This window comes from Nocardia sp. NPDC056564, assembly GCF_042793755.1.
Taxonomy (GTDB): Bacteria; Actinomycetota; Actinomycetes; order Mycobacteriales; family Mycobacteriaceae; genus Nocardia.
This window is the reverse complement of record NZ_JBHTUR010000008.1, coordinates 209,818-231,696: the sequence shown is the minus strand read 5'-3', so window position 1 is coordinate 231,696 and position 21,879 is coordinate 209,818. Positions and strand designations below refer to the sequence as shown.

At 69.9% G+C, this 21,879-nt stretch carries 19 protein-coding genes; 7 read left to right on the top strand and 12 right to left on the bottom strand.

The window, feature by feature from the left end:
• Window positions 1–142 precede the first annotated feature (142 nt).
• From ACFQ9K_RS21885 to ACFQ9K_RS21875, 3 genes are all read left to right on the top strand, one after another.
• Window positions 143–847 carry an ESX secretion-associated protein EspG gene (locus ACFQ9K_RS21885; RefSeq protein WP_378722940.1) on the top strand — a complete coding sequence of 235 codons (705 nt, stop codon included), beginning with the start codon at window positions 143–145 and terminating at the stop codon, window positions 845–847.
• A gap of 92 nt (window positions 848–939) precedes the next feature.
• Window positions 940–1,314: a hypothetical protein gene (locus tag ACFQ9K_RS21880; RefSeq protein ID WP_378722942.1), complete on the top strand. Its 375-nt coding sequence runs from the start codon at window positions 940–942 to the stop codon at window positions 1,312–1,314.
• On the top strand, window positions 1,311–2,426 hold the full coding sequence (locus ACFQ9K_RS21875) for a hypothetical protein (RefSeq protein ID WP_378722943.1): 1,116 nt from the start codon (window positions 1,311–1,313) through the stop codon (window positions 2,424–2,426). The genes ACFQ9K_RS21880 and ACFQ9K_RS21875 overlap by 4 nt, the downstream gene beginning before the upstream one ends.
• A gap of 196 nt (window positions 2,427–2,622) precedes the next feature.
• Here ACFQ9K_RS21875 and proB read toward each other — a convergent pair whose 3' ends face one another.
• From proB to ACFQ9K_RS21830, 9 genes are all read right to left on the bottom strand, one after another.
• Window positions 2,623–3,759, bottom strand: a complete 1,137-nt coding sequence (gene proB, locus ACFQ9K_RS21870) for a glutamate 5-kinase (protein ID WP_378722944.1) — start codon at window positions 3,757–3,759, stop codon at window positions 2,623–2,625.
• An 84-nt stretch (window positions 3,760–3,843) separates the two neighbouring features.
• Window positions 3,844–5,298 (bottom strand): GTPase ObgE, encoded by a 1,455-nt coding sequence (gene obgE / locus ACFQ9K_RS21865; protein ID WP_378722946.1) that lies wholly within the window; start codon window positions 5,296–5,298, stop codon window positions 3,844–3,846.
• Between the two features lie 148 nt (window positions 5,299–5,446).
• Window positions 5,447–5,713 carry a 50S ribosomal protein L27 gene (rpmA, locus tag ACFQ9K_RS21860; RefSeq protein ID WP_040732806.1) on the bottom strand — a complete coding sequence of 89 codons (267 nt, stop codon included), beginning with the start codon at window positions 5,711–5,713 and terminating at the stop codon, window positions 5,447–5,449.
• A 22-nt stretch (window positions 5,714–5,735) separates the two neighbouring features.
• Window positions 5,736–6,047 carry a 50S ribosomal protein L21 gene (gene rplU, locus ACFQ9K_RS21855; protein ID WP_040732804.1) on the bottom strand — a complete coding sequence of 104 codons (312 nt, stop codon included), beginning with the start codon at window positions 6,045–6,047 and terminating at the stop codon, window positions 5,736–5,738.
• A gap of 340 nt (window positions 6,048–6,387) precedes the next feature.
• Entirely contained in the window at window positions 6,388–9,471 is a 3,084-nt protein-coding gene (locus tag ACFQ9K_RS21850) for a translation initiation factor IF-2 N-terminal domain-containing protein (protein ID WP_378983477.1), read from the bottom strand.
• Window positions 9,472–9,977: 506 nt separating this feature from the next.
• Window positions 9,978–10,394 (bottom strand): nucleoside-diphosphate kinase, encoded by a 417-nt coding sequence (gene ndk / locus ACFQ9K_RS21845; RefSeq protein WP_378720321.1) that lies wholly within the window; start codon window positions 10,392–10,394, stop codon window positions 9,978–9,980.
• A gap of 73 nt (window positions 10,395–10,467) precedes the next feature.
• Window positions 10,468–10,884 (bottom strand): DUF4233 domain-containing protein, encoded by a 417-nt coding sequence (locus tag ACFQ9K_RS21840; RefSeq protein WP_378720322.1) that lies wholly within the window; start codon window positions 10,882–10,884, stop codon window positions 10,468–10,470.
• A complete protein-coding gene (locus ACFQ9K_RS21835; protein ID WP_378720361.1) occupies window positions 10,881–12,251 on the bottom strand; it encodes a bifunctional folylpolyglutamate synthase/dihydrofolate synthase in 1,371 nt (456 codons plus the stop codon). The genes ACFQ9K_RS21840 and ACFQ9K_RS21835 overlap by 4 nt, the downstream gene beginning before the upstream one ends.
• 95 nt (window positions 12,252–12,346) lie before the next feature.
• Window positions 12,347–15,025: a valine--tRNA ligase gene (locus tag ACFQ9K_RS21830; RefSeq protein WP_378720323.1), complete on the bottom strand. Its 2,679-nt coding sequence runs from the start codon at window positions 15,023–15,025 to the stop codon at window positions 12,347–12,349.
• 118 nt (window positions 15,026–15,143) lie between these two features.
• On the opposite strand from ACFQ9K_RS21830, the gene ACFQ9K_RS21825 reads away from it, so the two are divergent.
• Together ACFQ9K_RS21825 and ACFQ9K_RS21820 are read left to right on the top strand one after the other, a co-directional pair.
• Window positions 15,144–15,467 carry a helix-turn-helix domain-containing protein gene (locus ACFQ9K_RS21825; protein ID WP_378720324.1) on the top strand — a complete coding sequence of 108 codons (324 nt, stop codon included), beginning with the start codon at window positions 15,144–15,146 and terminating at the stop codon, window positions 15,465–15,467.
• Window positions 15,468–15,746: 279 nt separating this feature from the next.
• A complete protein-coding gene (locus ACFQ9K_RS21820; protein WP_378720325.1) occupies window positions 15,747–16,457 on the top strand; it encodes an AAA family ATPase in 711 nt (236 codons plus the stop codon).
• A gap of 5 nt (window positions 16,458–16,462) precedes the next feature.
• On the opposite strand, the gene ACFQ9K_RS21815 is transcribed toward ACFQ9K_RS21820, so the two are convergent.
• The gene (locus ACFQ9K_RS21815; protein WP_378720326.1) at window positions 16,463–17,419 is read right to left on the bottom strand and encodes a diacylglycerol kinase; all 957 of its coding nucleotides are present in this window, start codon (window positions 17,417–17,419) and stop codon (window positions 16,463–16,465) included.
• The gene (locus ACFQ9K_RS21810; RefSeq protein WP_378720362.1) at window positions 17,416–18,993 is read right to left on the bottom strand and encodes an FAD-binding oxidoreductase; all 1,578 of its coding nucleotides are present in this window, start codon (window positions 18,991–18,993) and stop codon (window positions 17,416–17,418) included. Before ACFQ9K_RS21810 ends, ACFQ9K_RS21815 begins: the two co-directional genes overlap by 4 nt.
• A 139-nt stretch (window positions 18,994–19,132) precedes the next feature.
• On the opposite strand from ACFQ9K_RS21810, the gene ACFQ9K_RS21805 reads away from it, so the two are divergent.
• Complete coding sequence (locus tag ACFQ9K_RS21805) at window positions 19,133–19,744, top strand: TetR/AcrR family transcriptional regulator (protein ID WP_378720327.1); 612 nt, start codon at window positions 19,133–19,135, stop codon at window positions 19,742–19,744.
• 37 nt (window positions 19,745–19,781) lie between these two features.
• Entirely contained in the window at window positions 19,782–21,326 is a 1,545-nt protein-coding gene (locus tag ACFQ9K_RS21800) for a glycerol-3-phosphate dehydrogenase/oxidase (RefSeq protein WP_378720328.1), read from the top strand.
• On the opposite strand, the gene ACFQ9K_RS21795 is transcribed toward ACFQ9K_RS21800, so the two are convergent.
• The gene (locus ACFQ9K_RS21795) at window positions 21,323–21,877 is read right to left on the bottom strand and encodes a GNAT family N-acetyltransferase (protein ID WP_378983474.1); all 555 of its coding nucleotides are present in this window, start codon (window positions 21,875–21,877) and stop codon (window positions 21,323–21,325) included. The genes ACFQ9K_RS21800 and ACFQ9K_RS21795 overlap by 4 nt on opposite strands.
• Window positions 21,878–21,879 lie beyond the last annotated feature (2 nt).

Here is a 21,879-nt window from a genome sequence, read left to right as displayed (position 1 = left end):
GGGGTTGTATGGATATATCCGAGAATTCACCGCAGTGTTAGCCCACAATCCTAGGTGCTCGGTGCGGCAACCACCCGCGCGCGCCACGACCGTTAAGCTACAAACCAGTTTCGGTGTGTTCGGTGAGGATGTGATTCGGGCGGTGAGTTGGACCTTCACTCCGGACGAGTTCGCCCACCTGTGGCGCGAAACCGACCTGGATCGGCACCCGTATCCGCTGCGCATCCTGGAGACCCCGCGCACCGAGGACGAGGCCGATCGGCTGCGCGCGACGCTGAACGAACGGCTGCCGCTGCGCGCCGACCCCGATCTGAGCGCCTGCCTGCGGATTCTCGCCGCACCCCAGACCAGGATCGTCGCGATCGGCGGCACGCACACGCCGGGTAGCGAGATCCGGCTGCTGGCCGCGGCGATCTTCGACCGGGCCGTGCTCGCCGTGCAGGAACCCGGATCGACGCCGGACTTCGGCGGGCGCGTCCGGCTCTCGATCGGGCACAGCGGCAAGCTCGGCACCCGGATCGCCGGGCTGCTGCCCGCCGCGCCACCCGGGCGGGAACCGGCCAGGGTCGCGCCGACGGACGCGGTGCGCGACGAGGAGACGGTGGTCGCGCAGCAGCCGACGGCGCCGCGGATTCGCCGGCTGCTGCTCAAACCGCACAGCGCGGAAGGACATATCCGGATCGAGGCCGCGCTGGACCAGCCGACGCCGGCGCCGCCGATCCACTACACCTGGTTCGACGTCAAGGGCGACGGGCGTTACCTGATCAGGGCGGGCAAGGAAGTGCACATCACGCCCGCCTCCGCCGAGCAGATCGGCGCGCAACTGCAGAAACGCATCCAGTCGTGAGCCCGGCCGCCGATGCCGACAGATAACCACTGCTGCCGGTCGACGCGGCCACGAGCTAGTCTGAGGCGGACCGACCATCTCAGGGGTGTGCGATGACGATCGAGACCAGCCGAGCCGATATCGTCCGGTTCAAGCAAGCGGCCCAGGCAGGCGGCGTCCAGTTCGATCCGGCTGCCGCGCGGCGCTGCGCCGAGATGTACGACCAGCAAGCCGAACGGTTGATCCACCTCCAGCAGCGCCTCGAAACCGCCGCGGAACTGGGCGGATTCGGCGGATTCGTGTCCGCGCAGCAGTTACAGGCCGGGTTCAACCACAAAGCGCGCGATGCCGCCACGCTGCTGGACAGCTACATCGAGGCCGCATACCGGATGAAGGAAGCCTTCTTGATCAGCGGCGGATTACTCGAAGAAGCCGATGCCGCCAACGCCGCCGCCCTGCGCGCCGTCGCCTCGAGGCTGCCGCGATGACCGGCACCGATCCCGACTACATCAGCTCGATGGAGCACTTCGAGTCGATGCGGCACGAGGAGATCTACGCCAAGGCCCAGCAGATCGACGCCGCCGAGGTGCTGCGCGCGTCGGTCGCGTGGCTGGAAGTCGCAGGCACGCTGAGCACTTCCTTCCCGCTCACCCGCGGCAGCGTCGACCGGGTGATGAACTCGATGGAGTGGAAGGGCGCCGCGGCCGACGCCGCGTTCGCCAGCATCCGCAGCTTCGCGGCCTCCGCGGACGAACTCGCGGCGGTGCTGGGGCAGGTCGGCGCCCGGCTGGGCGGCGTGGCCGCGGCGGCCGAGGCGGTCAAGATCGCGGTCGCGCCGCCCGGTTCGTCCGGGCCGATCGGCGCGGTCGCGCGGCTGCTCGAGGCCGCGCACGTCATCGACGCGAAGATGGCCGAGGAGGCGCTGCGCCAGGAGGCCGTCCTGGCGATGAACATGGTGTATAAGCCGGCCTACGGGATGGCGGGCAAGGCCGTTCCGGCGCTGCCCTCGCCGCCGCAGTTGCCCGCCGACAGCAAGCCCGCACCCGCCGCGCCACCGCAGCGTCGGCCCGCGCCGCCGAGCGAACAGCCGGAATACACTCCGCCGCAACAGATCCCGCAGGACAGCCAGCCGAACGGCCGTCCGTCGGCGCCCGCCCCGGCCCCCTCGGTCCCGGAATCCCAAGCGCCCCCGAGCACTACGACTCCGCCGCGCCCGGTCCCCGACCCGCAGCCGACGCCGCCACCGACCACCCAGGCGCCGCCGACCACCCCGCACCCGCCGACCCCGGACGCGCCGCCCTCGACGCAACCGGCACCGTCGACCCAGCAGGCACCCCCACCCGCCCCGGCTCCGTCGACTCAGCAGGCACCCCCGCCGGCTCCGCAGCAGGCGCCGCCGCCCCCGACCACCGAGCAGGCACCCCCACCCCTGCCCTCCCCACCCCCGGCACCGCCGGTCCCCGCCCCCGCGCAACCCCCTGTCCCCCTGCCGGATCCAGGCGGCCAACCAGGCGTCACCGGCCCGATCCCCGACGAAAATCAACAGCAGCAACCACCGTCGACCACCAACCAACCCGGCGTGGTGCCCTCGCAGAAGTAGCCGCTGGCGGCCGCACTCGGCAGACGGCGAACCGAACCGGCTGCACGCCTGAGGGATTCGACCTGGTGAGTAGCCGACTTACCTGCGTCTCGATGCAGGATGACGCACAGCTTTTGATTTCCCGCATAGGGAGTCGCATGCCATTACGTATGCGGGGAATCAGGGGGTGTGCGGCTGGCGGGCTGCGTGGACGGGGCTAGACCTTGACCAGGTCGTCGGCGTGGATTACGGGGCGTTGCATGGTGTCTGGGAGTTCGGTGGTGGAGTGGCCGAGCATGCCGGTTAGTTCGGTGCTGTCGTAGGCGACTACGCCGCGGGCCACCAGGCGATCGCCGGTGGAGATCAGGTCTACGACGTCGCCACCGTAGAAGCGGCCGCGCAGGGCGGTGATGCCGGCGGCAAGCAGGGAGCGGCGGTCTTCGACGGCGCGGGCGGCGCCGTCGTCGATGAGCAGGGCGCCGCGACTGTCGGCGGCGTGGCGGACCCAGAACTTGCGGGCGGACAGGCGAGTCGGGCGGGCCGCGAAGGCGGTGCCGACCTTGCCGGTGGTCAGGGCCAGGTCGGCGGCGGCCGCGGCGGCAAGCAGAACGGGGACGCCTGCGTCGGCGGCCAGGCGGGCGGCGGAGAGCTTGGAGGCCATGCCGCCGGTGCCGAGCGCGCCACCGCTGCCGGCGATCACGCCGTCGAGGTCGGCGCTGCTGCGCACCTCGGGGATGAAGCTGGCGGCGCCCTTGCGCGGATCGCCGTCGTAGAGGCCCTCGACGTCGGAGAGCAGCACCAGCGCGTCGGCGCCGACCAGGTGGGCGACCAGCGCGGCGAGCCGGTCGTTGTCGCCGAAGCGGATCTCTTCCGTTGCGACGGTGTCGTTTTCGTTGACCACGGCGATCGCGCCGAGCGAACGCAGCCGGTCCAGGGTGCGCTGCGCGTTGCGGTGGTGCTCACGGCGCGCGAAATCGTCGGCGCTCAACAGGACTTGGCCGACGGTGCGGCCGTAACGGGCGAAGGAGGTGCCCCAGGCGTGGGCGAGGGCCAGCTGACCGACGCTGGCCGCGGCCTGCTTCGTCGCCAGGTCACGAGGCCGGGTGCTCAGTCCGAGCGGTGCGAGCCCCGCACCGATGGCGCCCGAAGACACCACCACCACATCGGATCCCGCGCGCATCCGCGCCTCCACCGCGTCGGCGAGGCGATCCAGGCGCGCGGTGTCCAGCCCACCCGCGAGGCTGGTCAGCGCCGACGAACCGATCTTCACCACGACCCGGCGGGCCGACGCGATCGCCAGCCGGGCCTCGCTCAGCTCCGAATCCGCCTCGGTAGCATCCGAACTCACTGTCATCGCAATCGAACTCCCTGCGCAGCAATAGAACTCGCCGACACCGAACCTACCGCAGCCGGCTCGGCCGAGGCCGAGCCCGCGCGTCTACTCTTCGTCGTCCTTGACCAGACCACGCCGCACCCGCGACGCGTGCTTACGCTCGGCGGCGCTGATCCGGTCGTCCTGCTCCAGTCGAATGTCGGTGCCGCGACCGGTCGGCACCATGTCGATGCCCGCCGAGATCTGCGGCTCCCATTCGAAGGTCACGTTGCCGATGGTCACCGGGGCTCCCGGCTCGGCGCCCTGCTTGACCAGCTCGTCCTCGACGCCGAGGCGAGCCAGCCGGTCGGCGAGGTAACCGACGGCCTCGTCGTTGTCGAACTGCGTCTGCACGACCCAGCGCTCGGGCTGCGAGCCACGCACGATGAAGCCGCCCGGCTCCTGCGGGTCCGCGATCACGCTGAAGCCGGTCTGGTTGACCGCGATCGGCCGGATCACCGGACGCGCGGGCGCCGCCTTCGGATGCGCCTCGCGATACTTCAGCACCAGATCGGCGAGCGCGAAGGTCAAGGGCCGCAAGCCTTCCCGGCTGACCGCCGAGATCTCGAAGACCGGCCAGCCACGGGCGGTGAACTCGGGCGTGACCATCTCGGCCAGCTCGGCGGCGTCCGGCACGTCGATCTTGTTCAGGATGACCACGCGCGGCCGGTCGGCCAGGTCGCCGAGGTCGGCGTCGGCGTTCAGCGCGGGCTTGTAGGCGGCGAGTTCGGCTTCCAGCGCGTCCACGTCGGAGACCGGGTCGCGGCCCGGTTCGAGGGTGGCGCAGTCGACGACGTGCGCGAGGACCGCGCAGCGCTCGAGGTGCCGGAGGAAGTCGAGGCCGAGGCCGCGGCCTTCGCTGGCGCCGGGAATCAGGCCGGGCACGTCGGCGACGGTGAAGGTGGTGTCGCCGCTGAGGACCACGCCGAGGTTGGGCACCAGGGTGGTGAACGGGTAGTCGGCGATCTTCGGCTTGGCCGCCGACAGCACCGAGACCAGCGAGGACTTGCCCGCGGACGGGAAGCCGACCAGGCCGACGTCGGCGACCGACTTCAGCTCGAGGACCAGGTCCATCTCTTCGCCGTCCTCGCCGAGCAGCGCGAAGCCCGGGGCCTTGCGCGCCTTCGAGGCGAGTGCGGCGTTGCCGAGTCCGCCGCGTCCGCCGCGGGCGGCGATGAACTGGTTGCCCGCGCCGACCAGGTCCATCAGGACCTTGCCGTCGCTGTCCAGCACCATGGTGCCGTCGGGCACCTTGAGCAGCAGGTCGACGCCCTGCTTGCCGTCACGATTGCTGCCCTCGCCGGGCTTGCCGTTGCCGGCCTTGGCGTGCGGGTGGAAGTGGAAGTCGAGCAGCGTGTGCACGTTGGGGTCGACCTCGAGGATCACATTGCCCCCGTTGCCGCCGTTGCCGCCGTTGGGGCCGCCGAGCGGCATGAACTTCTCGCGGAGTACCGAGGCACAGCCGTGTCCGCCCTTGCCGGCACGCACGTGCAGTACGACACGGTCGATGAACTTGGACATTTCCGAATCATCCTCCTTCAGGACTGGTCGATCGCAGTGGTGCGCAGGAAACGCGCGGTGTTCTGAAACGCGCTGAGTCTTGAAAACGCGAAAACGGGCCAGGGTTTGCGACCCTGACCCGCTCGGCTGTTGTCTGGAGAGGTAAGGCCTAGGCCTCGACCGGCTCCGGGACGACGATGTTGACGGTCTTGCGTCCGCGCTTGGTGCCGAACTCGACCGCGCCCGCCGCGAGGGCGAACAGGGTGTCGTCACCGCCACGACCGACGTTCACGCCGGGGTGGAAGTGGGTTCCGCGCTGACGCACCAGGATCTCGCCTGCGTTGACCTTCTGGCCGCCGAAGCGCTTGACGCCGAGGCGCTGGGCGTTGGAATCGCGACCGTTCCGGGAGCTGGACGCACCCTTCTTGTGTGCCATAGCTGAATCTCCTCGGGATGTCTTACTTGATGCCGGTGACCTTGATGACCGTCAGCGGCTGACGGTGACCCTGACGCTTGTGGTAGCCGGTCTTGTTCTTGAACTTGTGGATGCGGATCTTCGGGCCCTTTGTCTGCTCGACGACCTCTGCGGCCACGGAGACCTTGGCCAGCTTTGCGGCGTCGGTGGTCAGGTCGGCCCCGTCAACGACGAGAACCGGATCCAGGGCGACGGAAGTACCCGGCTTACCCTCGATCTTCTCGACCTTCACCAGGTCACCGACCGCGACCTTGTACTGCTTTCCGCCGGTCTTGACGATCGCGTACGTTGCCATCGGTCGGCTTCCTCCACTCGATTAAGTACAGTCATGTTTCTTCTCGCGACACAACTGCGCGACGCGAGATGTTCTTGGCTGGCTTGCTGCGCGGGGCGTGATATAACGCCCATCGCCAGGCAGCGACCGACCTAGGTTACCAGAGCACCCCTTCAGCGACACAATCCGCCCGTCGGCAGCCTGCGAGCAACCCCGCGTAGGCCCGGTTCCGGTGCGTTCCGCGTGCTGCGCCCCGTGCCTGAGCACGGCCGTGCACCGCCTCAGCGCGACCGTCATCCGACGACGCGGCCGGTCATACCCGAGGGTGTGACCGGCCGCGTCGAGGCTGTCAGATCAGCCGCTACGACTCCGCGGGCGGCGGGCCTGCGGGTCGGCCCACGGCACGCCGCCGCGGCTTGCGCTGCGGCACCTCGACCGGGATCTCGGCGGTGAAGTCGATCGCGGGCGCGGGAGCCTGCTCCGCGGTCGGCAACACGAACACCGCGCCGCTGCTGTCGGCGGCGGGAGCCGCGGCCGAACGCGCGACCCGGCGACGTCGGCTCGTGCGCGGTGCCGGTTCCGGCGCACCGTTGGTTACCGCGTGTTCCACGGTCGGCGGTGTCACCGTTTCCGCAGGAGCCTCGGCGACCGGCGCGGGCTCGACCGGCGCGGTCTCGACGACCGGCTCGGCCGCCTCGACGGTGTCCGCGACCTCGGCGGGCTCGGCAACGTCGGCCTCGGCCGTCGCGACCTCGAGCGGCTTGATATCCACCGACTCGTGCTCGGCGTCAGCCCGATCCTCGGCAGCACCGGGCTCGTCCTCGTCACCGTGATGCGCGGCCATCGCCAACGCCACCGGATGCGCCCGCTTGACGGCGATGTCCTCCTCGGACTCCACCGGCGCGGTCCCGTTGGTCGCGGCGACCGGCGCGGCGGGCGCCGCACCCTTGTCCCGGCCGCGGCGACGCCGCGATCCGGTCTCCCTGGCCGCGCCCCGGCCGCCCCCGTCGTCGCCGGAGGACGGCTCGACCGGGTAGGCGTGCACCAGGATGCCGCGCCCGTGGCAATGCTCACAGGTGGTCGAGAACGCCTCGACCAGGCCGGTGCCCAGCTTCTTGCGGGTCATCTGCACCAGGCCGAGCGAGGTCACCTCGGACACCTGGTGCCGGGTGCGGTCGCGCCCGAGCGCCTCGGTGAGCCGGCGCAGCACCAGGTCCCGGTTCGATTCGAGCACCATGTCGATGAAGTCGACGACGATCATGCCGCCGATATCGCGCAACCGCATCTGGCGCACGATCTCCTCGGCGGCCTCCAGGTTGTTGCGGGTGACCGTCTCTTCCAGGTTGCTGCCGCCGGAACCGGTGAACTTGCCGGTGTTGACGTCGACCACGGTCATCGCCTCGGTACGGTCGATCACCAGGGTGCCGCCGGAGGGCAGCCACACCTTGCGATCGAGCGCCTTGGCCAGCTGCTCATCGATCCGGTACGCCTCGAACACGTCGACGCCGTTGTTCTCGTGCCGGGAGACCCGGGCGAGCATTTCCGGCGCGACGGTGCCGATGTACTTCTCGACGGTGCTCCAGGCCCGGTCGCCCTCGATGACGAGCTTGGAGAAGTCCTCGTTGAACAGGTCGCGGATGACCTTGACCAGCAGGTCGGGCTCTTCGTACAGCGTCTTGGGCTGGCCGTCGTTCTTGCCTTCGGCGGCCTTCTCGATGGTGCGCCAGGTCGCCTGCAACCGTTCGACGTCGCGGGCCAGCTCGTCCTCGGCGACGCCCTCGGACGCGGTGCGGATGATCACACCGGCGTCGTTCGGGACGATGTCGCGCAGGATTTCCTTGAGCCGCTTGCGCTCGGTGTCGGGCAGCTTGCGGCTGATGCCGGTGGAGGTGCCGCCGGGCACGTACACCAGGAAGCGGCCGGCCAGGCTGATCTGCGTGGTCAGCCGAGCGCCCTTGTGCCCGACCGGATCCTTGGAGACCTGCACGAGCACGAGTTCGCCCGGCTTGAGCGCCTGTTCGATCTTGCGCTCTTTACCGCCGAGACCGGCGGCCTCCCAATTCACCTCGCCGGCATAGAGCACGCCGTTGCGGCCACGGCCGATGTCGACGAACGCCGCCTCCATGCTCGGCAGCACGTTCTGCACCTTGCCGAGGTAGACGTTGCCGACCATGGACGCCGAACCGGTGCTGGTGACGAAGTGCTCGACCAGGATGTTGTCCTCGAGCACCGCGACCTGGGTGGCGGTCGGATGGTCCGGGAACGCCTTCTCCCGCACCACCATCACCCGATCCACCGCTTCGCGGCGGGCCAGGAACTCCGACTCGGTCAGGATCGGCGGACGACGCCGGCCTGCCTCGCGGCCGTCCCGCCTGCGCTGGCGCTTGGCCTCGAGCCGGGTGGAACCGGTGATGCCCTGCACCTCGTCGACGGCGGCGGCGCGGCTGCGGCTCTTGTTCCGCGGCTCGCGCTCGTGCACGACGGTGTTCGGCGGGTCGTCCTCGGTGGTGGTGGCGGCCTCGGCGTCGGCGGAGTCGCCGGCCACCTTGCGCCGGCGACGACGACGCCGGCGACGGCTCGCGCCGTCCGACTCGTTCTCGTCCTCGTCGGAGTCGGCGTTGTCCTCGGACGAGTCGCCGGCTTCCGGGGTGCCGCCGGTCTCGGCGGTCTCGGCCGGTTGTTCGTCCTCGGCGTCGTCCGAGTCGTTCTCGTCGTCGGCGTCGCTGTGCTGCTCGCCGCGACCGCGGCCACGGCCACGGCGGCCACGACGGCGGCGACGGGGCTGACCGTCGGCGTCGTTCTGCTGGTCGTTCGAGTCCTGATCGTCCTCGGCGGTCTCGGGCTCGTCCTCGACCACCGGCTCCTCGGCCACCGGCTCTTCGCGGCGGACGTCGCGCTCGGTGCGGCGCTTGCGGCGGGCCTGTTCGGCGGCCGCGGCATCCGGCGGCAGGAACAGCGGCGCCTGCACGACGGCGGCGGACTCGAAGACCACCGGCGCGGCGACGTGCGGCTCTTCCCGGACCGGGTGGGTGAACAGCTGCACCGAGGGCTGGTGGGCGACCTCGTGCGGGTTCTCCGCGCCGGAGTTGCCGATCAGCGGTTCGGGGGCGGAGAAGACCAGGCCGCCGTGACCGCGGCTAGGCGCGGGTTCCGGTTCGGCAGGGGCCTCGACCGCGGCGGCCGGTACTTCGACCGGCGGTTCGGCCGCGGCCTGCGGTGCCGGGGCGTCGCCTTCCGGCGGCCCCAGCGCGTCGCGGACGGACTCCGCGATCGCCCGGTCGACGTTCGATTGCGCGCTGCGCGCGTCGGACCCCAACTCGGTGAGCTTGGCCAGGATGCGCTTGCTCGTTACCCCCAGCAGCTTGGCGAGTGCGTGAACTCGGATTCGCTCCGGCAATTGTTCGGCATCCTGTGGTGTTGTTTCCAATGGCTCTTTTTCGGCCACGAAGTCTCCTCGGACCCCCGGGCGCGTCCCTCCCGGTAAGGAGTGAAGCGGCCGACGCGGGGGCACTATCCGTTCGCCTCACGCCGCTCAGCGCAAGGTCATATGGTCTCGCCCCGCATGTCCGGTTATCACCATGTTGTTCGTCGGTTTGGGCTAACTGGTCACGCGGCGCCTGGCTGTTGGCTGAACTCCACAGTTGTGAGCGCTCATCCAGCGTGCCGACGCGAACAACAGGCCCAGCGACCGGGCCTTTTGTCCGTGGCAGCGATGATCGGCATCGAACCGCGGTGTGTCATCCGGCTGCGATGGCCCCGATAGTCCACGTACCTGCGCGAACAGTCGGCATCAAAAGCAGCCGATGTCAGTATCCCATACCGAGCGCCGCGGGTTCGCCGCGGCGCACGACTAACCTCGCTGAAGCTCGGTCAGCCGCGCACCGCTGGGCGCTGTGTCGTTGGTTCACTCGCTGCGCTCGCTCACGACTGTGTCCAACTCGCAAACTATTTTCAGGCCGGGAACTCCGGGAACCACAGAGCAATCTCACGCTTGGCCGATTCGGGCGAATCGGACCCGTGTACCAGGTTCTCCTGAGTCTCCAGGGCGAAGTCTCCGCGAATGCTGCCCGGTACGGCCTTTTCGACCGGGTCGGTGCCGCCGGCGATCTGCCGGAACGCCGCGATGGCGCGCGGCCCCTCCAGGATGGCCGCGACGACCGGGCCGGAGGTGATGAATTCGATCAGGGAGCCGAAGAACGGCTTTTCGGCGTGCTCGGCGTAGTGGCCCTTGGCCAAGTCCTCGGACACATGCTTCAGCTCGAGGGCCGCGATCTTCAGGCCCTTGCGCTCGATTCGTACCAGCACCTCGCCGACGAGGCCACGGGCCACACCGTCCGGCTTGATGAGTACCAACGTCTGCTCAGTCACGGCGCACACTCTAACCGGAACCCCCAGTGGGTACCGAACCGGCGGTTGCCAAGGCAACGCGGCGGTCCCGGATTCAGGACGAGCGCTGCGCCCGCTGGCTGGGCAGCAGGCCCTTCTCCATCCGGCCGCGCACGTCCGCGCGCAACACCAGGATGAAGCCCCAGACCACCGCGAAGACGATGCCGATGACGCCGATGGACAGGTGGATGAACATGCCGAGCAAGACGAACACCTGCAGCCCGAGGTTGAACGGCATGGCCCATGACCTGCGCTGCACGCCCGCGCCGAGGAACATCACCACGGCGAGCAGCACGAGATAGGTGCCCGAAACCCAGGTCACCCCGCCACCCACGGCACCGACGACGGGCAGCGCGAGCAGCACCACGATCGCCTCGAGGATCAGCGTGCCCGCCATGACCCCGCGAAAGCCCTTCCACGGATCGGTCGCGGGCGGCGGTACCGAATCAGGTTGGGCGGCGGGCTCACTCATGCGGGGTCCTTTCCGAACAGCGCGCGCGTCGCGCCCGCCGTGACCACGGAGCCGGTCACCACGACGCCCGCGCCGGACACCATCTCCCCCGCCTCGCCGACCTCCTCGGCGATGGCGATCGCGGTCTCCAGCGCGTCCGGCAGGGTCGGCGCGGTGATCACCCGCTCGTCGCCGAAGCGCTGCACCGCGAGATCGGCGAGCTGGTCGACGTCCATGGCGCGCGGCGAACCGTTGCCGGTGACCACGATCTCGTCGAGCACCGGCTCCAGCGCGGTGAGGATGCCGTCGGCGTCCTTGTCAGCGAGCACCGAGACCACGCCGACCAGCTTGCGGAAATCGAACTCCGCGGTCAACGTCGAGGCGAGGGCCTGCGCGCCGGCCGGGTTGTGCGCGGCGTCGATGAAGATGGTCGGCGCGTTGCGCATCCGCTCGAGCCGGCCCGGGCTGGTGACGCTCGCGAAACCCGCACGGACGGCCTCGATGTCGAGCTGGCGGTCCGCGCCCGCCCCGAAGAACGCCTCGACCGCCGCGAGCGCGAGCACCGCGTTGTGCGCCTGGTGCTCACCGTGCAGCGGCAGGAAGATCTCGTCGTATACGCCACCGAGGCCCTGCAATTCGAGCTGCTGGCCGCCGATCGCTATCTGCCTGGCCAGCACCCGGAATTCGCTGCCCTCGCGGGCCACCGCGGCGTCCATCTCGACCGCCCGGCGCAGCAGCACGTCCATCGCCTCGGGGTCCTGCTCGGCGATCACCGCGACGGTGTCGCGCGGGATCAGGCTCTCCGGCGCGCGTTTGATGATCCCGGCCTTCTCCCCCGCGATGGAGGTGAGATCGGTGCCCAGGTATTCGGTGTGGTCCAGGCCGATCGGGGTGATCACCGCGACCTGCCCGTCGATCACGTTGGTGGCGTCCCAGGTGCCGCCGAGGCCGGTCTCCACGACCGCGACGTCGACCGGCGCCTCGGCGAAGGCCGCGAACGCCATGCCGGTGAGCACCTCGAACTTGCTCATCGCCGGACCGCCCGCCGCGGCCGACTGCGCGTCGATCATCTCGATGAACGGCACCAGCTCGCGATAGGTCTCCACGTACTGGGCGGGCGTGATCGGCGCGTTGTCGATGCTGATCCGCTCGGTGGCCAGTTGCAGGTGCGGGCTGGTGATCCGGCCGGTGCGCCGATGCAGCGCGGTGAGCAGCGCGTCGATCATCCTGGTCACCGAGGTCTTGCCGTTGGTGCCCGCGATGTGGATCGCCGGGTAGCTCTGCTGCGGCGAGCCGAGCAGGTCCATCAGGGTGGCGATCCGGGTGAGCGACGGCTCGATCTTGGTTTCCGGCCAGCGGGTGTCGAGTTCGGCCTCCACCAGCGCCATTTCGGCCAGCTCGACCGGCGACGGGCCGGAGCTCAGCCGCGGGCCCGCGGCCGGGTGGCGCAGGTCGTCGCCGTACTGCGGTTCCGGTTCGTGGTTCATTTTCCGCTCAGTTCTGCGAGTCGAGCGCCGATGCGCGCCACCTCGGCGGCGGCGACCGCCTGGCGATCCTTGATCTTCGCGACCACCGGCTCCGGCGCCTTGGCCAGGAACGCCTCGTTGCCGAGTTTGGCCGCGGTGCCCGCCAATTCCTTCTCGGCCGCGGCGAGGTCCTTCTCCAGGCGACGACGCTCGGCGTCCAGGTCGACGGCGCCGGAGGTGTCCAGCTCGACGGTGACGGTGGCGGCGCTGAGCCGGACCTCCACGGTCGCGGTCGCCGCGAACTCGTCGCCGGGCTCGGTGAGCCGGGCCAGGTTCGCGACCGAGTCGTGCAGTTCGGTGAGTCCGGCGGCGTCCAGGCCGATCAGCTTGGCCGCCACCTTCTGCTTGTCGGCCAGGCCCTGATCGCCGCGGAACCGGCGGATCTCGGTGATCAGCCGCTGGGTATCCGAAATGCGCTGCGCCGACACCTGATCCGTCGCCACCCCGGAGGCCTGCGGCCACTCGGCGATCACCAGTGACTCGCCGTCGGTCAGTGCCTGCCACAGCGATTCGGTGACGAACGGGATCACCGGATGCAGCAGGCGCAGCACCGAGTCGAGCACGGTGCCGAGCACCACCTGCGTGGCCTCCGCGCGCGCGCCGTCCCCGGCGAACTGCACCTTGGTCAATTCCAGGTACCAGTCACACAATTCGTCCCAGGCGAAGTGGTACAGCGCCTCGCAGGCCTTGCCGAATTCGTAGCTGTCGAACGCCGAATCCACTTCGGCGCGCACCTCTTCGAACCGATCCAGGATCCAGCGGTCGGCGTCGGTGAGCCGGGCCCGGTCCGGCAGTTCGCCGGTGCGCGCGCCGTTCATCAGCGCGAACTTGGTGGCGTTGAACAGCTTCGTGACGAAGCTGCGCGAGGCCAGCGCGTGCGGCTCGCCGACGGAGAGGTCACCGCCGGGCTGCGCGGCCCTGGCCAGCGTGAAACGCAGTGTGTCGGCGCCGTATTCGTTGATCCAGACCAGCGGGTCGATGCCGTTGCCGCGCGATTTCGACATCTTCTTGCCGAACTGGTCACGCACCAGGCCGTGCAGGAACACGTCCTTGAACGGGACCTGCCGCTGATCACCCTTGCCCGCGGTGAGCACCGGGTCGTCGGCGACGTAGGTGCCGAACATCATCATCCGGGCCACCCAGAAGAACAGGATGTCGTAACCGGTGACGAGAACGCTTGTCGGATAGAACTTCTCCAGTTCCGGGGTGGCGTCCGGCCAGCCCATGGTGGAGAACGGCCACAGGCCCGAGGAGAACCAGGTGTCGAGCACGTCGGGGTCCTGCACGTAACCCTCGGGCGCGGTCTCGTCCGGGCCGACGCACAGCACGTCGCCGTCGGGGCCGTACCAGATCGGGATGCGGTGCCCCCACCACAGCTGCCGGGAGATGCACCAGTCGTGCATGTTGTCCACCCAGTCGAACCAGCGCGGCTCCGAGCTGGCCGGGTGAATCACGGTGTCGCCGTTGCGCACCGCGTCGCCCGCGGCCTTGGCCAGCGACTCCACCTTCACCCACCACTGCATGGACAGGCGCGGTTCGATCGGCTCGCCGCTGCGCTCGGAATGCCCGACGCTGTGCAGGTACGGCCGCTTCTCGGCGACCACGCGGCCCTCGGCGGCCAGCCGCTCGCGCACCGCGACGCGCGCCTCGAACCGGTCCATGCCGTCGAATTCGGTTCCGGTGTCGACGATATGGCCGCGCACGTCCATGATGTTGGGCATCGGCAGGTTGTGCCGCAGGCCCATCTCGAAGTCGTTCGGGTCGTGCGCGGGGGTGATCTTCACTGCGCCGGAACCGAATTCGGGGTCCACGTAGTCGTCGGCGATGATCGGGATCCGCCGGCCGGTGATCGGGTGCTCCAGGGTGGTGCCGATCAGCGCCTGGTAGCGCGGATCGTCCGGGTGCACGGCCACCGCGGTGTCGCCGAGCATCGTCTCCACCCGGGTGGTGGCCACGATGACGTGCGGTTCGTTGTCGTCCAGCGAGCCGTACCGCAGCGAGACGAGCTCGCCGGGGACGTCCTCGTACTTGACCTCGATGTCGGAGATGGCGGTGCGCAGCGCGGGCGACCAGTTGACCAGTCGCTCGGCGCGGTAGATCAGCCCGGCGTCGTAGAGCCGCTTGAAGATGGTCTGCACGGCGCGGGACAGGCCCTCGTCCATGGTGAACCGGTCACGGCTCCAGTCGACGCCGTCGCCGAGCGCGCGCATCTGCCACTGGATGGCGCCGCCGGAGTCGCGCTTCCAGTCCCACACCTTGTCGATGAACAGTTCGCGGCCGAAGTCTTCCTTGGTCTTGCCGTCGACGGCGAGCTGCTTCTCCACCATGGTCTGGGTGGCGATGCCCGCGTGGTCCATGCCGGGCAGCCACAGCACCTCGTAACCCTGCATGCGCTTGCGGCGGGTGAGGGTGTCCATCAGGGTGTGGTCGAGGGCGTGGCCGATGTGCAGGTTGCCGGTGACGTTCGGCGGCGGGAGCACGATCGAGTACGGCGGCTTGCCGCTGGTGGGGTCGGCCTCGAAATAGCCAGCGGCTACCCAGCGCTCGTACATCGAGGGCTCTACCTCGCCGGGGGTCCAGCTCTTGGGCAGGGCATCGGCACGATTACGCGTCTGGTCAGGGGCTGCGCTGGTCACCCGACGATTCTAGTGGTCGGGCTCCAGCGATTTCCGCAGGGTTCGGGCCGACGCCGGACGGTCCGTCCGAATGCCCAGGGTGGACGTCACCCAGCGCGCGTCGTGTGAGACTTGCCGGGTGAGTCAGCTCGGCGAATTCCTGAGGGCAAAGCGTGCGTCGATCGCGCCGGAACAGGTCGGCCTCACGCCGGTCGGCAATCCGCGCCGGGTGTCCGGACTGCGCCGCGAGGAGGTTGCCCAGCTGGCCGCGCTGAGCGTCGATCAGTACACCCGGCTGGAGCTGGGCCGGGTGACTCGCGTCTCGGACGACGCGCTCCGCCGCCTCGCGCGGGCCCTGTTGCTGACCGAGGACGAACAGGCGTATCTGCGGCTGCTCATGCTGCCGCACAACGGGATTGCCGGGGTATCGGGCACAAAGAAAGGCGGAGTCTTCGGTGGATGAGGGACACCGAAGACTCCGCCTACACCTCAAAGCTTACCGTCCCAACTGGAAGGGAAAGGGAATCCATAAGCAATTCTCAGCTTCTGGCATTTTCTACCCCTGATCTCCGGATTAACCGGTCGAAACGGGCTCCTGGGCGGCGGCAGGCCAGTCACAATTCGGTCATGTCCGTATTGTCCGTTCTTGCCAGATCGGCCGCCGGTGCGGACCCTGGAAGATGTGAACGCAACCGCTGGTCCGATTCAGGGAAATCTCAGTGAAAAAGCAGGGTTTTCCCCGTTGCCGGAGTTGCGGCCGCTGGGGACCCTGGAAGAGGTGAACCCGCCGCTCGCCATCCTGCCGCCGCCCGCCCCCGCAGCCCTGCTGCCCTTCCTCGCGCCGGATGCCGTGCACGATCTGCGCGGACGGGCGATCGACGAGTTGCAGTATCCGCCGATGTCGGCGCTGGTCGTGGCGGGAATACCAGGCGCGGGGAAGAGCACCGTGCTGCGCCGATTCTTCGGTGCGACCACCGAATCCGAGGATCCGTCCGACGGACCGGAGGGATCGGTGGTGCTCGATTCGCTGCAGGCGCGAAATCGATTGCGGCACCGGCTCGGCTGGCTGCCGTACTCCCTGTGGCGGCCGGTGGTGCACGTCGCGCATTTCGCCGGAATCCGTGCGGCACTGCGGGATACCGACGGACCGGTGGTGATCCACGATTGCGCCACGACCGGATGGTCGCGACGGATCATCTCCCTGTGGGCCGCCGGATACGGCCGGGAGTTGCATCTGATCCTGCTCGACGTCCCCACCGCCGTGGCCCGCGCCGGCCAGCACGCACGCGGGCGGCGGTCCAACCGAATGACCTTCGTGCTGCACTGCTTTCGCTGGCGTCGGCTGATGGAGCGGCTACGCGCCGGTGGCGGACTGCGGCCCGCGCCGGAGTCGCTGGTGATCGTCGACCGGATCAACATCAATCATCTGAGCCGAGTCACCTTCGCCGCGTAGGGAGCTCAGGGCACCAACACGGTCAGCGCGGCGGGCACGGCACGGATGGTGATCGGCAGTACGCCCGCGGGTTCGCCGTCGGCGGTCGCGGGCGCGCCCGGCGCGGTCAGGGTGATCTCCGCGGCCCGGTACTGCCTGACCTCCGGGTGATTCTGCCGCTTGCCCGCGGACAACGCGGGCAGCAGCCGCAACATCTCCGTCCTGGACAGCGCGCCGACCACGGTGAGGTCGAGCAGGCCGTCGTCCAGCACCGCGTCCGGACAGATCAGCATGCCCCCGCCGTAGGTGCGGGTGTTGCCGACCGCGACCATCACCGCGTTCAACGCCAGTTCGGAGCCGATGCCCGGGTTCGTCAGCCCGTCTGTGACCGCACCGGTCAACTCGACCCGGTAGGGCACGGTGAGCCGGCCGGAGATCTCGGCCAGCGCGGCGACGGTATACCGCAGCCGCCCCCTGGGCCAGCGCATGGCGTTGGCGCGCAGGGTAACCCGGGCGTCGAACCCGGTGCCGGTGACGGTGACGAACCACATCGGCGCCGATTCCGGTGCGGCCGACTCGATCCGGCCGAGGTCGATGGTCCTGACCCGGCCGCCGACGACGATATCGGCGGCGGCGACCGGATCCTCGGTCGGCACACCGAGTTCCCTGGCGAGGTCGTTGCCGGTGCCCGCGGGGACCAGGCCGAGCGGCACTCCCGTGCGCGCGACGGCAGCGAGAGTCACGTTGATCAGCCCGTCTCCGCCGATGCACACCACCGCGTCGGAGTTGCCCCGCTCGATCGAATCCCGCACCAGCCGAACAGTTTCGGCGGCCGACGGCGCCTGCACCTCGGCGACCTCGACCCCACGCTCGCGCAACCGCGCCAGCGCCGCGGTCGCGGCCGCCTGCCCTGCACCGAGTCCCGCGTGCCGATTGGTCACCACGGTGATCGCACGCACGGCGCGGGTCGAATACTGCGTCACGGAACCAGCTTTCCAGGATTGAGGATGCCCGCGGGATCCAGTTCGGCTTTCACCGCACGCAATACCCGCACCCCGAGCTCGCCGATCTCGGCGGGCAGCCACGGACGGTGATCGGTGCCGACCGCGTGATGGTGCGTGATGGTGCCGCCTGCCGCCACGATCGCGTCGCCGACCGCCTGCTTCGCCGTGTGCCACTGGGTGATCGGATCGTCGAGTTGCTTGGCGACGATGGTGAAGTACAGCGACGCACCGGTCGGGTAGGTGTGCGAGATGTGGCACATGACCAGCGGCGGGGTGCCCTGCCCGGCGAGCGAATCGGTCAGTGCCGCGGTCACCTTCGCCTTGAGGTCGGCGAGGTTCGCCCACGTGGTCGCGGTCTCCAGCGTTTCGCACAGCACACCGACATCCAGCAGGGCATCGCGCATGTACGGTGCGCCGAACCGTCCGTGTTCCCACTCCTTCGCCGGGGTTTCGCCGAGCGCGGTGCCACCCGCGGCGGCGAGCAGTGCGCCTGCCTCGGCGCTGCGCGCCGCCACGTGCGCCTCGGTGCCCTCGAAGGTGGTGATGGCGAGGCAGCCCGCGACCGCGTTGCCGCCGATATCGCCGGCCCGGGCCAGGTTGATCCCGGTCTCGGCCTCGTCGGACAGCCGGAGCACCGTGGGCGCGGCACCTGCCTGCACCACCGACCGCAGCGCGGTGGCGCCGGTTTCGAAGTCCGGGAACGACCATGCCTGGTAGGCAATGGTTTCCGGCACCGGATGCACGCGCACGGTCACCGCGGTGATCACCCCCAGCGCACCTTCCGAGCCGACGAACAGCTCACGCAGATCCGGCCCCGCCGCCGAGGCGGGCGGACGGCCGAGTACCAGCGAACCGGTGGGAGTGGCGATCTCGAGCCGCTGCACCATGTCGTCGAACCGCCCGTAACCGGCCGACGCCTGCCCGGACGACCGGGTCGCGGCGAATCCGCCGATGGTCGCGAATTCAAAGCTCTGCGGGAAGTGTCCGAGCGAAAGCCCTTGCGCGCGAAGCAGTTCCTCCGCGCGCGGCCCGGTGAGCCCGGCGCCGAGGGTGGCCATGCCGCTGACCGGGTCGATGTCCGACACCGTGTCCAGCCTGCGCAGGTCTACCGCGATCACGGTGTCGAAGCGACCGCGTCCCGGCTCGACGCCGCCGACCACGCTGGTGCCGCCGCCGAACGGCACCACCGCGACGGCGTGCTCGGCGCAGTACGCCAGCACGGCGAGTACCTGCTGGTGATCGGCGGGGAAGACGATCGCGTCCGGTGCGTCCTGCGGGCCATCGGCCCGGCGGCGCAGCAGGTCGGGGGTGCTCTTGCCGCCCGCGTGCCGCAGCCGGTCGTGATGGCCGGCCGAGACGTTGTCCGCGCCGACCACCGCGGCCAACCCGTCTCGTTGGGCAGGCGTGAGCGCCGACTCCCGGAGTGGCACCTCGCCCTCATCGCGGCGCGCCACCGGGTCGCCGGACACTCCGAACACCTGCGTCAGGAGGCCCCGGACCTGCGCGGACAGCGGCTTGTGTCCGGCGGGAATGCCCCAGGCATCCCAGACCATACTCGCCGCGGTCCCGGTTACGCCCGGGTTTTGCGCCGGAGCCGATTCCTCGCCGGTGTGCTTCTGCGTCTCGACCATGCGTTACAGTTTGACATAGAATGTCAAGCAGTAACGAACTCGACCTCTCGAAGGTGACGCCTTGACCGCTCCAGACGCACCCGCCGACGACGCGCTCTCCGCCATCGATCTGGCGATCTTCACCGCGGCCCGCCGCTGTGTGGAGGAGTTCGGCGTGCGCCGGACCACGCTCACCGAGGTGGCCCGCCGGGCCGGCGTCAGCAGGCCGACCGTCTACCGGCGCTGGCCGGACACCGGCGCGCTGGTCGCCGAGCTGCTGGTGCGTGAGCTGCGCGCGATCGTCGCCGAGACCATGCCCAGCGCCGGGCCCGGCCGCACCCGGCTGGTCACCGGCATCGTCGCGGGCGCGGTCAAGATCCGCTCGAACCCGTTGTTCGGCAAGATCTTCCGCACCGACACCGACCTGATGCTCACCTACGTCTTCGGCCGCCTCGGCCGCAACCAGCGCGCGCTGATCGAGTTGTTCGCCGCCGGCATCCGCGCGGGCCAGCAGGACGGCTCCATCCGCGCCGGCGACCCGGAACAGCTGGCCACCATGCTCCTGCTGATCGCGCAGTCCGCCGTCCAGTCGGCGGGCACGGTCGCCCCGCTGCTGGCCGGGGCCGATCTGGACACCGAGCTGGCCAACGCGCTCGACGGTTATCTCGGGCCGAACGATCGAAAGGTGCTGTGACGATGACTGATTCGACCGATCTCGGAAAGGTGACGCGATGACCGCAGTGTCCAGAGGGGATTCCGCGCTCAACGCGGAGCGCCGCACCCGCGAGCTGCGGCGGCTCGGCGACGAGGGCGAGATCGACGTGCTGGTCATCGGTGGCGGCGTCACCGGCGCCGGCGCCGCCCTCGACGCCGCCGCACGCGGACTGCGCACCGTGCTGGTGGAACGGCACGACCTGGCGTTCGGCACCAGCCGGTGGAGTTCCAAGCTGGTGCACGGCGGGCTGCGGTATCTGGCCAGCGGTCAGGTCGGCATCGCGCACGAGAGCGCCGTGGAGCGGGGCATTCTGCTCCGGACCACGGCACCGCATCTCGTGCGACCGCTACCGCAGCTGGTGCCGCTGCTGCCCGGTATCGGAGCCGCGCAGAGCGCGCTCGTGCGGGTGGGGTTCCTGGCGGGTGACGCGCTGCGTCGCGGCGCGGGGACACCGGCCGCGATCCTGCCCCGGTCCCGCCGGGTCGCGGCCGCGGAAGCGCTGCGACTGGCACCGACCGTGCGCCGCAACGGATTACGTGGCGGCCTCCAGGCGTGGGACGGACAGCTCGTCGACGACGCCCGCCTGGTGGTCGCCCTGGCGCGCACCGCGGCCGCCGAGGGCGCGACCATCCTCACTCGGGTGGAAGCCCGTGGCGTGACCGGCAATTCGGCCGCGCTGCGCGACGCCCTGACCGGCGAGACCATGACCATCCGTGCTCGCGCCGTCGTCAATGCCACCGGCGTGTGGGCCGACGAGGTCGATCCCAGCATCGAGCTACGCCCGAGTCGCGGCACCCACCTGGTGTTCTCCGCCGAGTCGTTCGGCGGCCTCACCGCCTCGTTGACCGTCCCGGTGCCCGGCAGCACCAGCCGTTTCGTCTTCGCCTTCCCCGCCGCGCACGGCCGCGTGTACCTCGGCCTCACCGACGAGGACGCCCCCGGTCCGGTCCCGAACGAGCCGAAACCCACCGAATCCGAAATCGGCTTCTTGCTCGACACGATCAACACCGCATTGCGCGAACCGTTGACCCGCAAGGACATTCGCGGCAGTTACGCGGGCCTGCGGCCGCTGTTGAAGACCGCCGACGACAGCACCGCCGACATCTCCCGCAAACACGCGGTGCTGCACTCGCCCACCGGCGTCATCACCATCGTCGGCGGCAAACTCACCACCTACCGGCAGATGGCCGAGGACGTCGTCGACGCCGCCGTCACCCGCGCCGGGCTCACCGCGGGTGCGTGCCGCACCAAGCGACTTCCCCTGGTGGGCGCGGTATCCGGCGCCGCGCGCGACCGCATCGATGCCCCGCCGGTCCTCATCGACCGCTACGGCAGCGAGGCCGTCACCGTTCTAGCCGCCGCGCACGACAATCCGGCCCTGGCGCAGCCGGTGGCTCCCGGAATCGACGTCACCGCCGCGGAATTCCAGTTCGCGGTCACCCACGAGGCCGCCCTCGACGCCGACGATCTCCTCGATCGCCGCACCCGCATCGGCCTGATCGCCGAAGACCGGGCGGCCGCCGCCCCGGCGGCGATGGCCGCGCTGGCACCGGCGACCTAGGTCTCCGAAACCGTCCCGTCGAACGACCAGGACTCCAGATCGGCGCTCATGGAGGCACGCGGCCAGCCGTCCAGGCCGTGTGCCGCCTCCGCGGCGCGGATCGCGTGCAGGCCCGGCGTCTGCTCCTCGTCGCTCAGGTAGCGGAAGCCGAGGCGCTCGTAGTACGGGCCGTTCCACGCGACGTCGATGAACGTGGTGAGGGTGATCGCCTGCATCCCATGGTCTTTCGCCCAGAACACGGCGTGATCGATCAGGCGCTTGCCGATGCGCTTGCCGCGATGACCGGGCAGCACCGACACCTGGTCGATGTGGGCGTCACCGTCGACGACGCCGAGGATCAGGTAGCCGATCGGATGGTCGCCGTCATCGGCCCACACCCAGGCGCGCCCGGCGCGCTGGAATTCACGCAGCGTTTCCAGCGAGGGTGGCTCATCCTCCGCAACGGCCGTCATGCCGATATCGGCGAACGGTTTACCCGCCGCGATTTCGATCTCCTGGAGGGCTGGCAAGTCGACCTCGGTCGCCGGTCGGATCACGGACACCCCTCGCATCT

Bases quoted from the DNA above. Each gene is read 5' to 3' on its own strand.
- ACFQ9K_RS21880 (WP_378722942.1), top strand. From the start codon at position 940: ATGACGATCGAGACCAGCCGAGCCGATATCGTCCGGTTCAAGCAAGCG.
- rplU (WP_040732804.1), bottom strand. From the start codon at position 6,047: ATGGCAACGTACGCGATCGTCAAGACCGGCGGAAAGCAGTACAAGGTC.
- rpmA (WP_040732806.1), bottom strand. From the start codon at position 5,713: ATGGCACACAAGAAGGGTGCGTCCAGCTCCCGGAACGGTCGCGATTCC.
- proB (WP_378722944.1), bottom strand. From the start codon at position 3,759: ATGACAGTGAGTTCGGATGCTACCGAGGCGGATTCGGAGCTGAGCGAG.
- ACFQ9K_RS21810 (WP_378720362.1), bottom strand. From the start codon at position 18,993: ATGGTCTGGGATGCCTGGGGCATTCCCGCCGGACACAAGCCGCTGTCC.
- ACFQ9K_RS21835 (WP_378720361.1), bottom strand. From the start codon at position 12,251: ATGGCGCTGGTGGAGGCCGAACTCGACACCCGCTGGCCGGAAACCAAG.
- ACFQ9K_RS21875 (WP_378722943.1), top strand. From the start codon at position 1,311: ATGACCGGCACCGATCCCGACTACATCAGCTCGATGGAGCACTTCGAG.
- obgE (WP_378722946.1), bottom strand. From the start codon at position 5,298: ATGTCCAAGTTCATCGACCGTGTCGTACTGCACGTGCGTGCCGGCAAG.
- ACFQ9K_RS21795 (WP_378983474.1), bottom strand. From the start codon at position 21,877: ATGCGAGGGGTGTCCGTGATCCGACCGGCGACCGAGGTCGACTTGCCA.
- ACFQ9K_RS21800 (WP_378720328.1), top strand. From the start codon at position 19,782: ATGACCGCAGTGTCCAGAGGGGATTCCGCGCTCAACGCGGAGCGCCGC.
- ACFQ9K_RS21840 (WP_378720322.1), bottom strand. From the start codon at position 10,884: ATGAGTGAGCCCGCCGCCCAACCTGATTCGGTACCGCCGCCCGCGACC.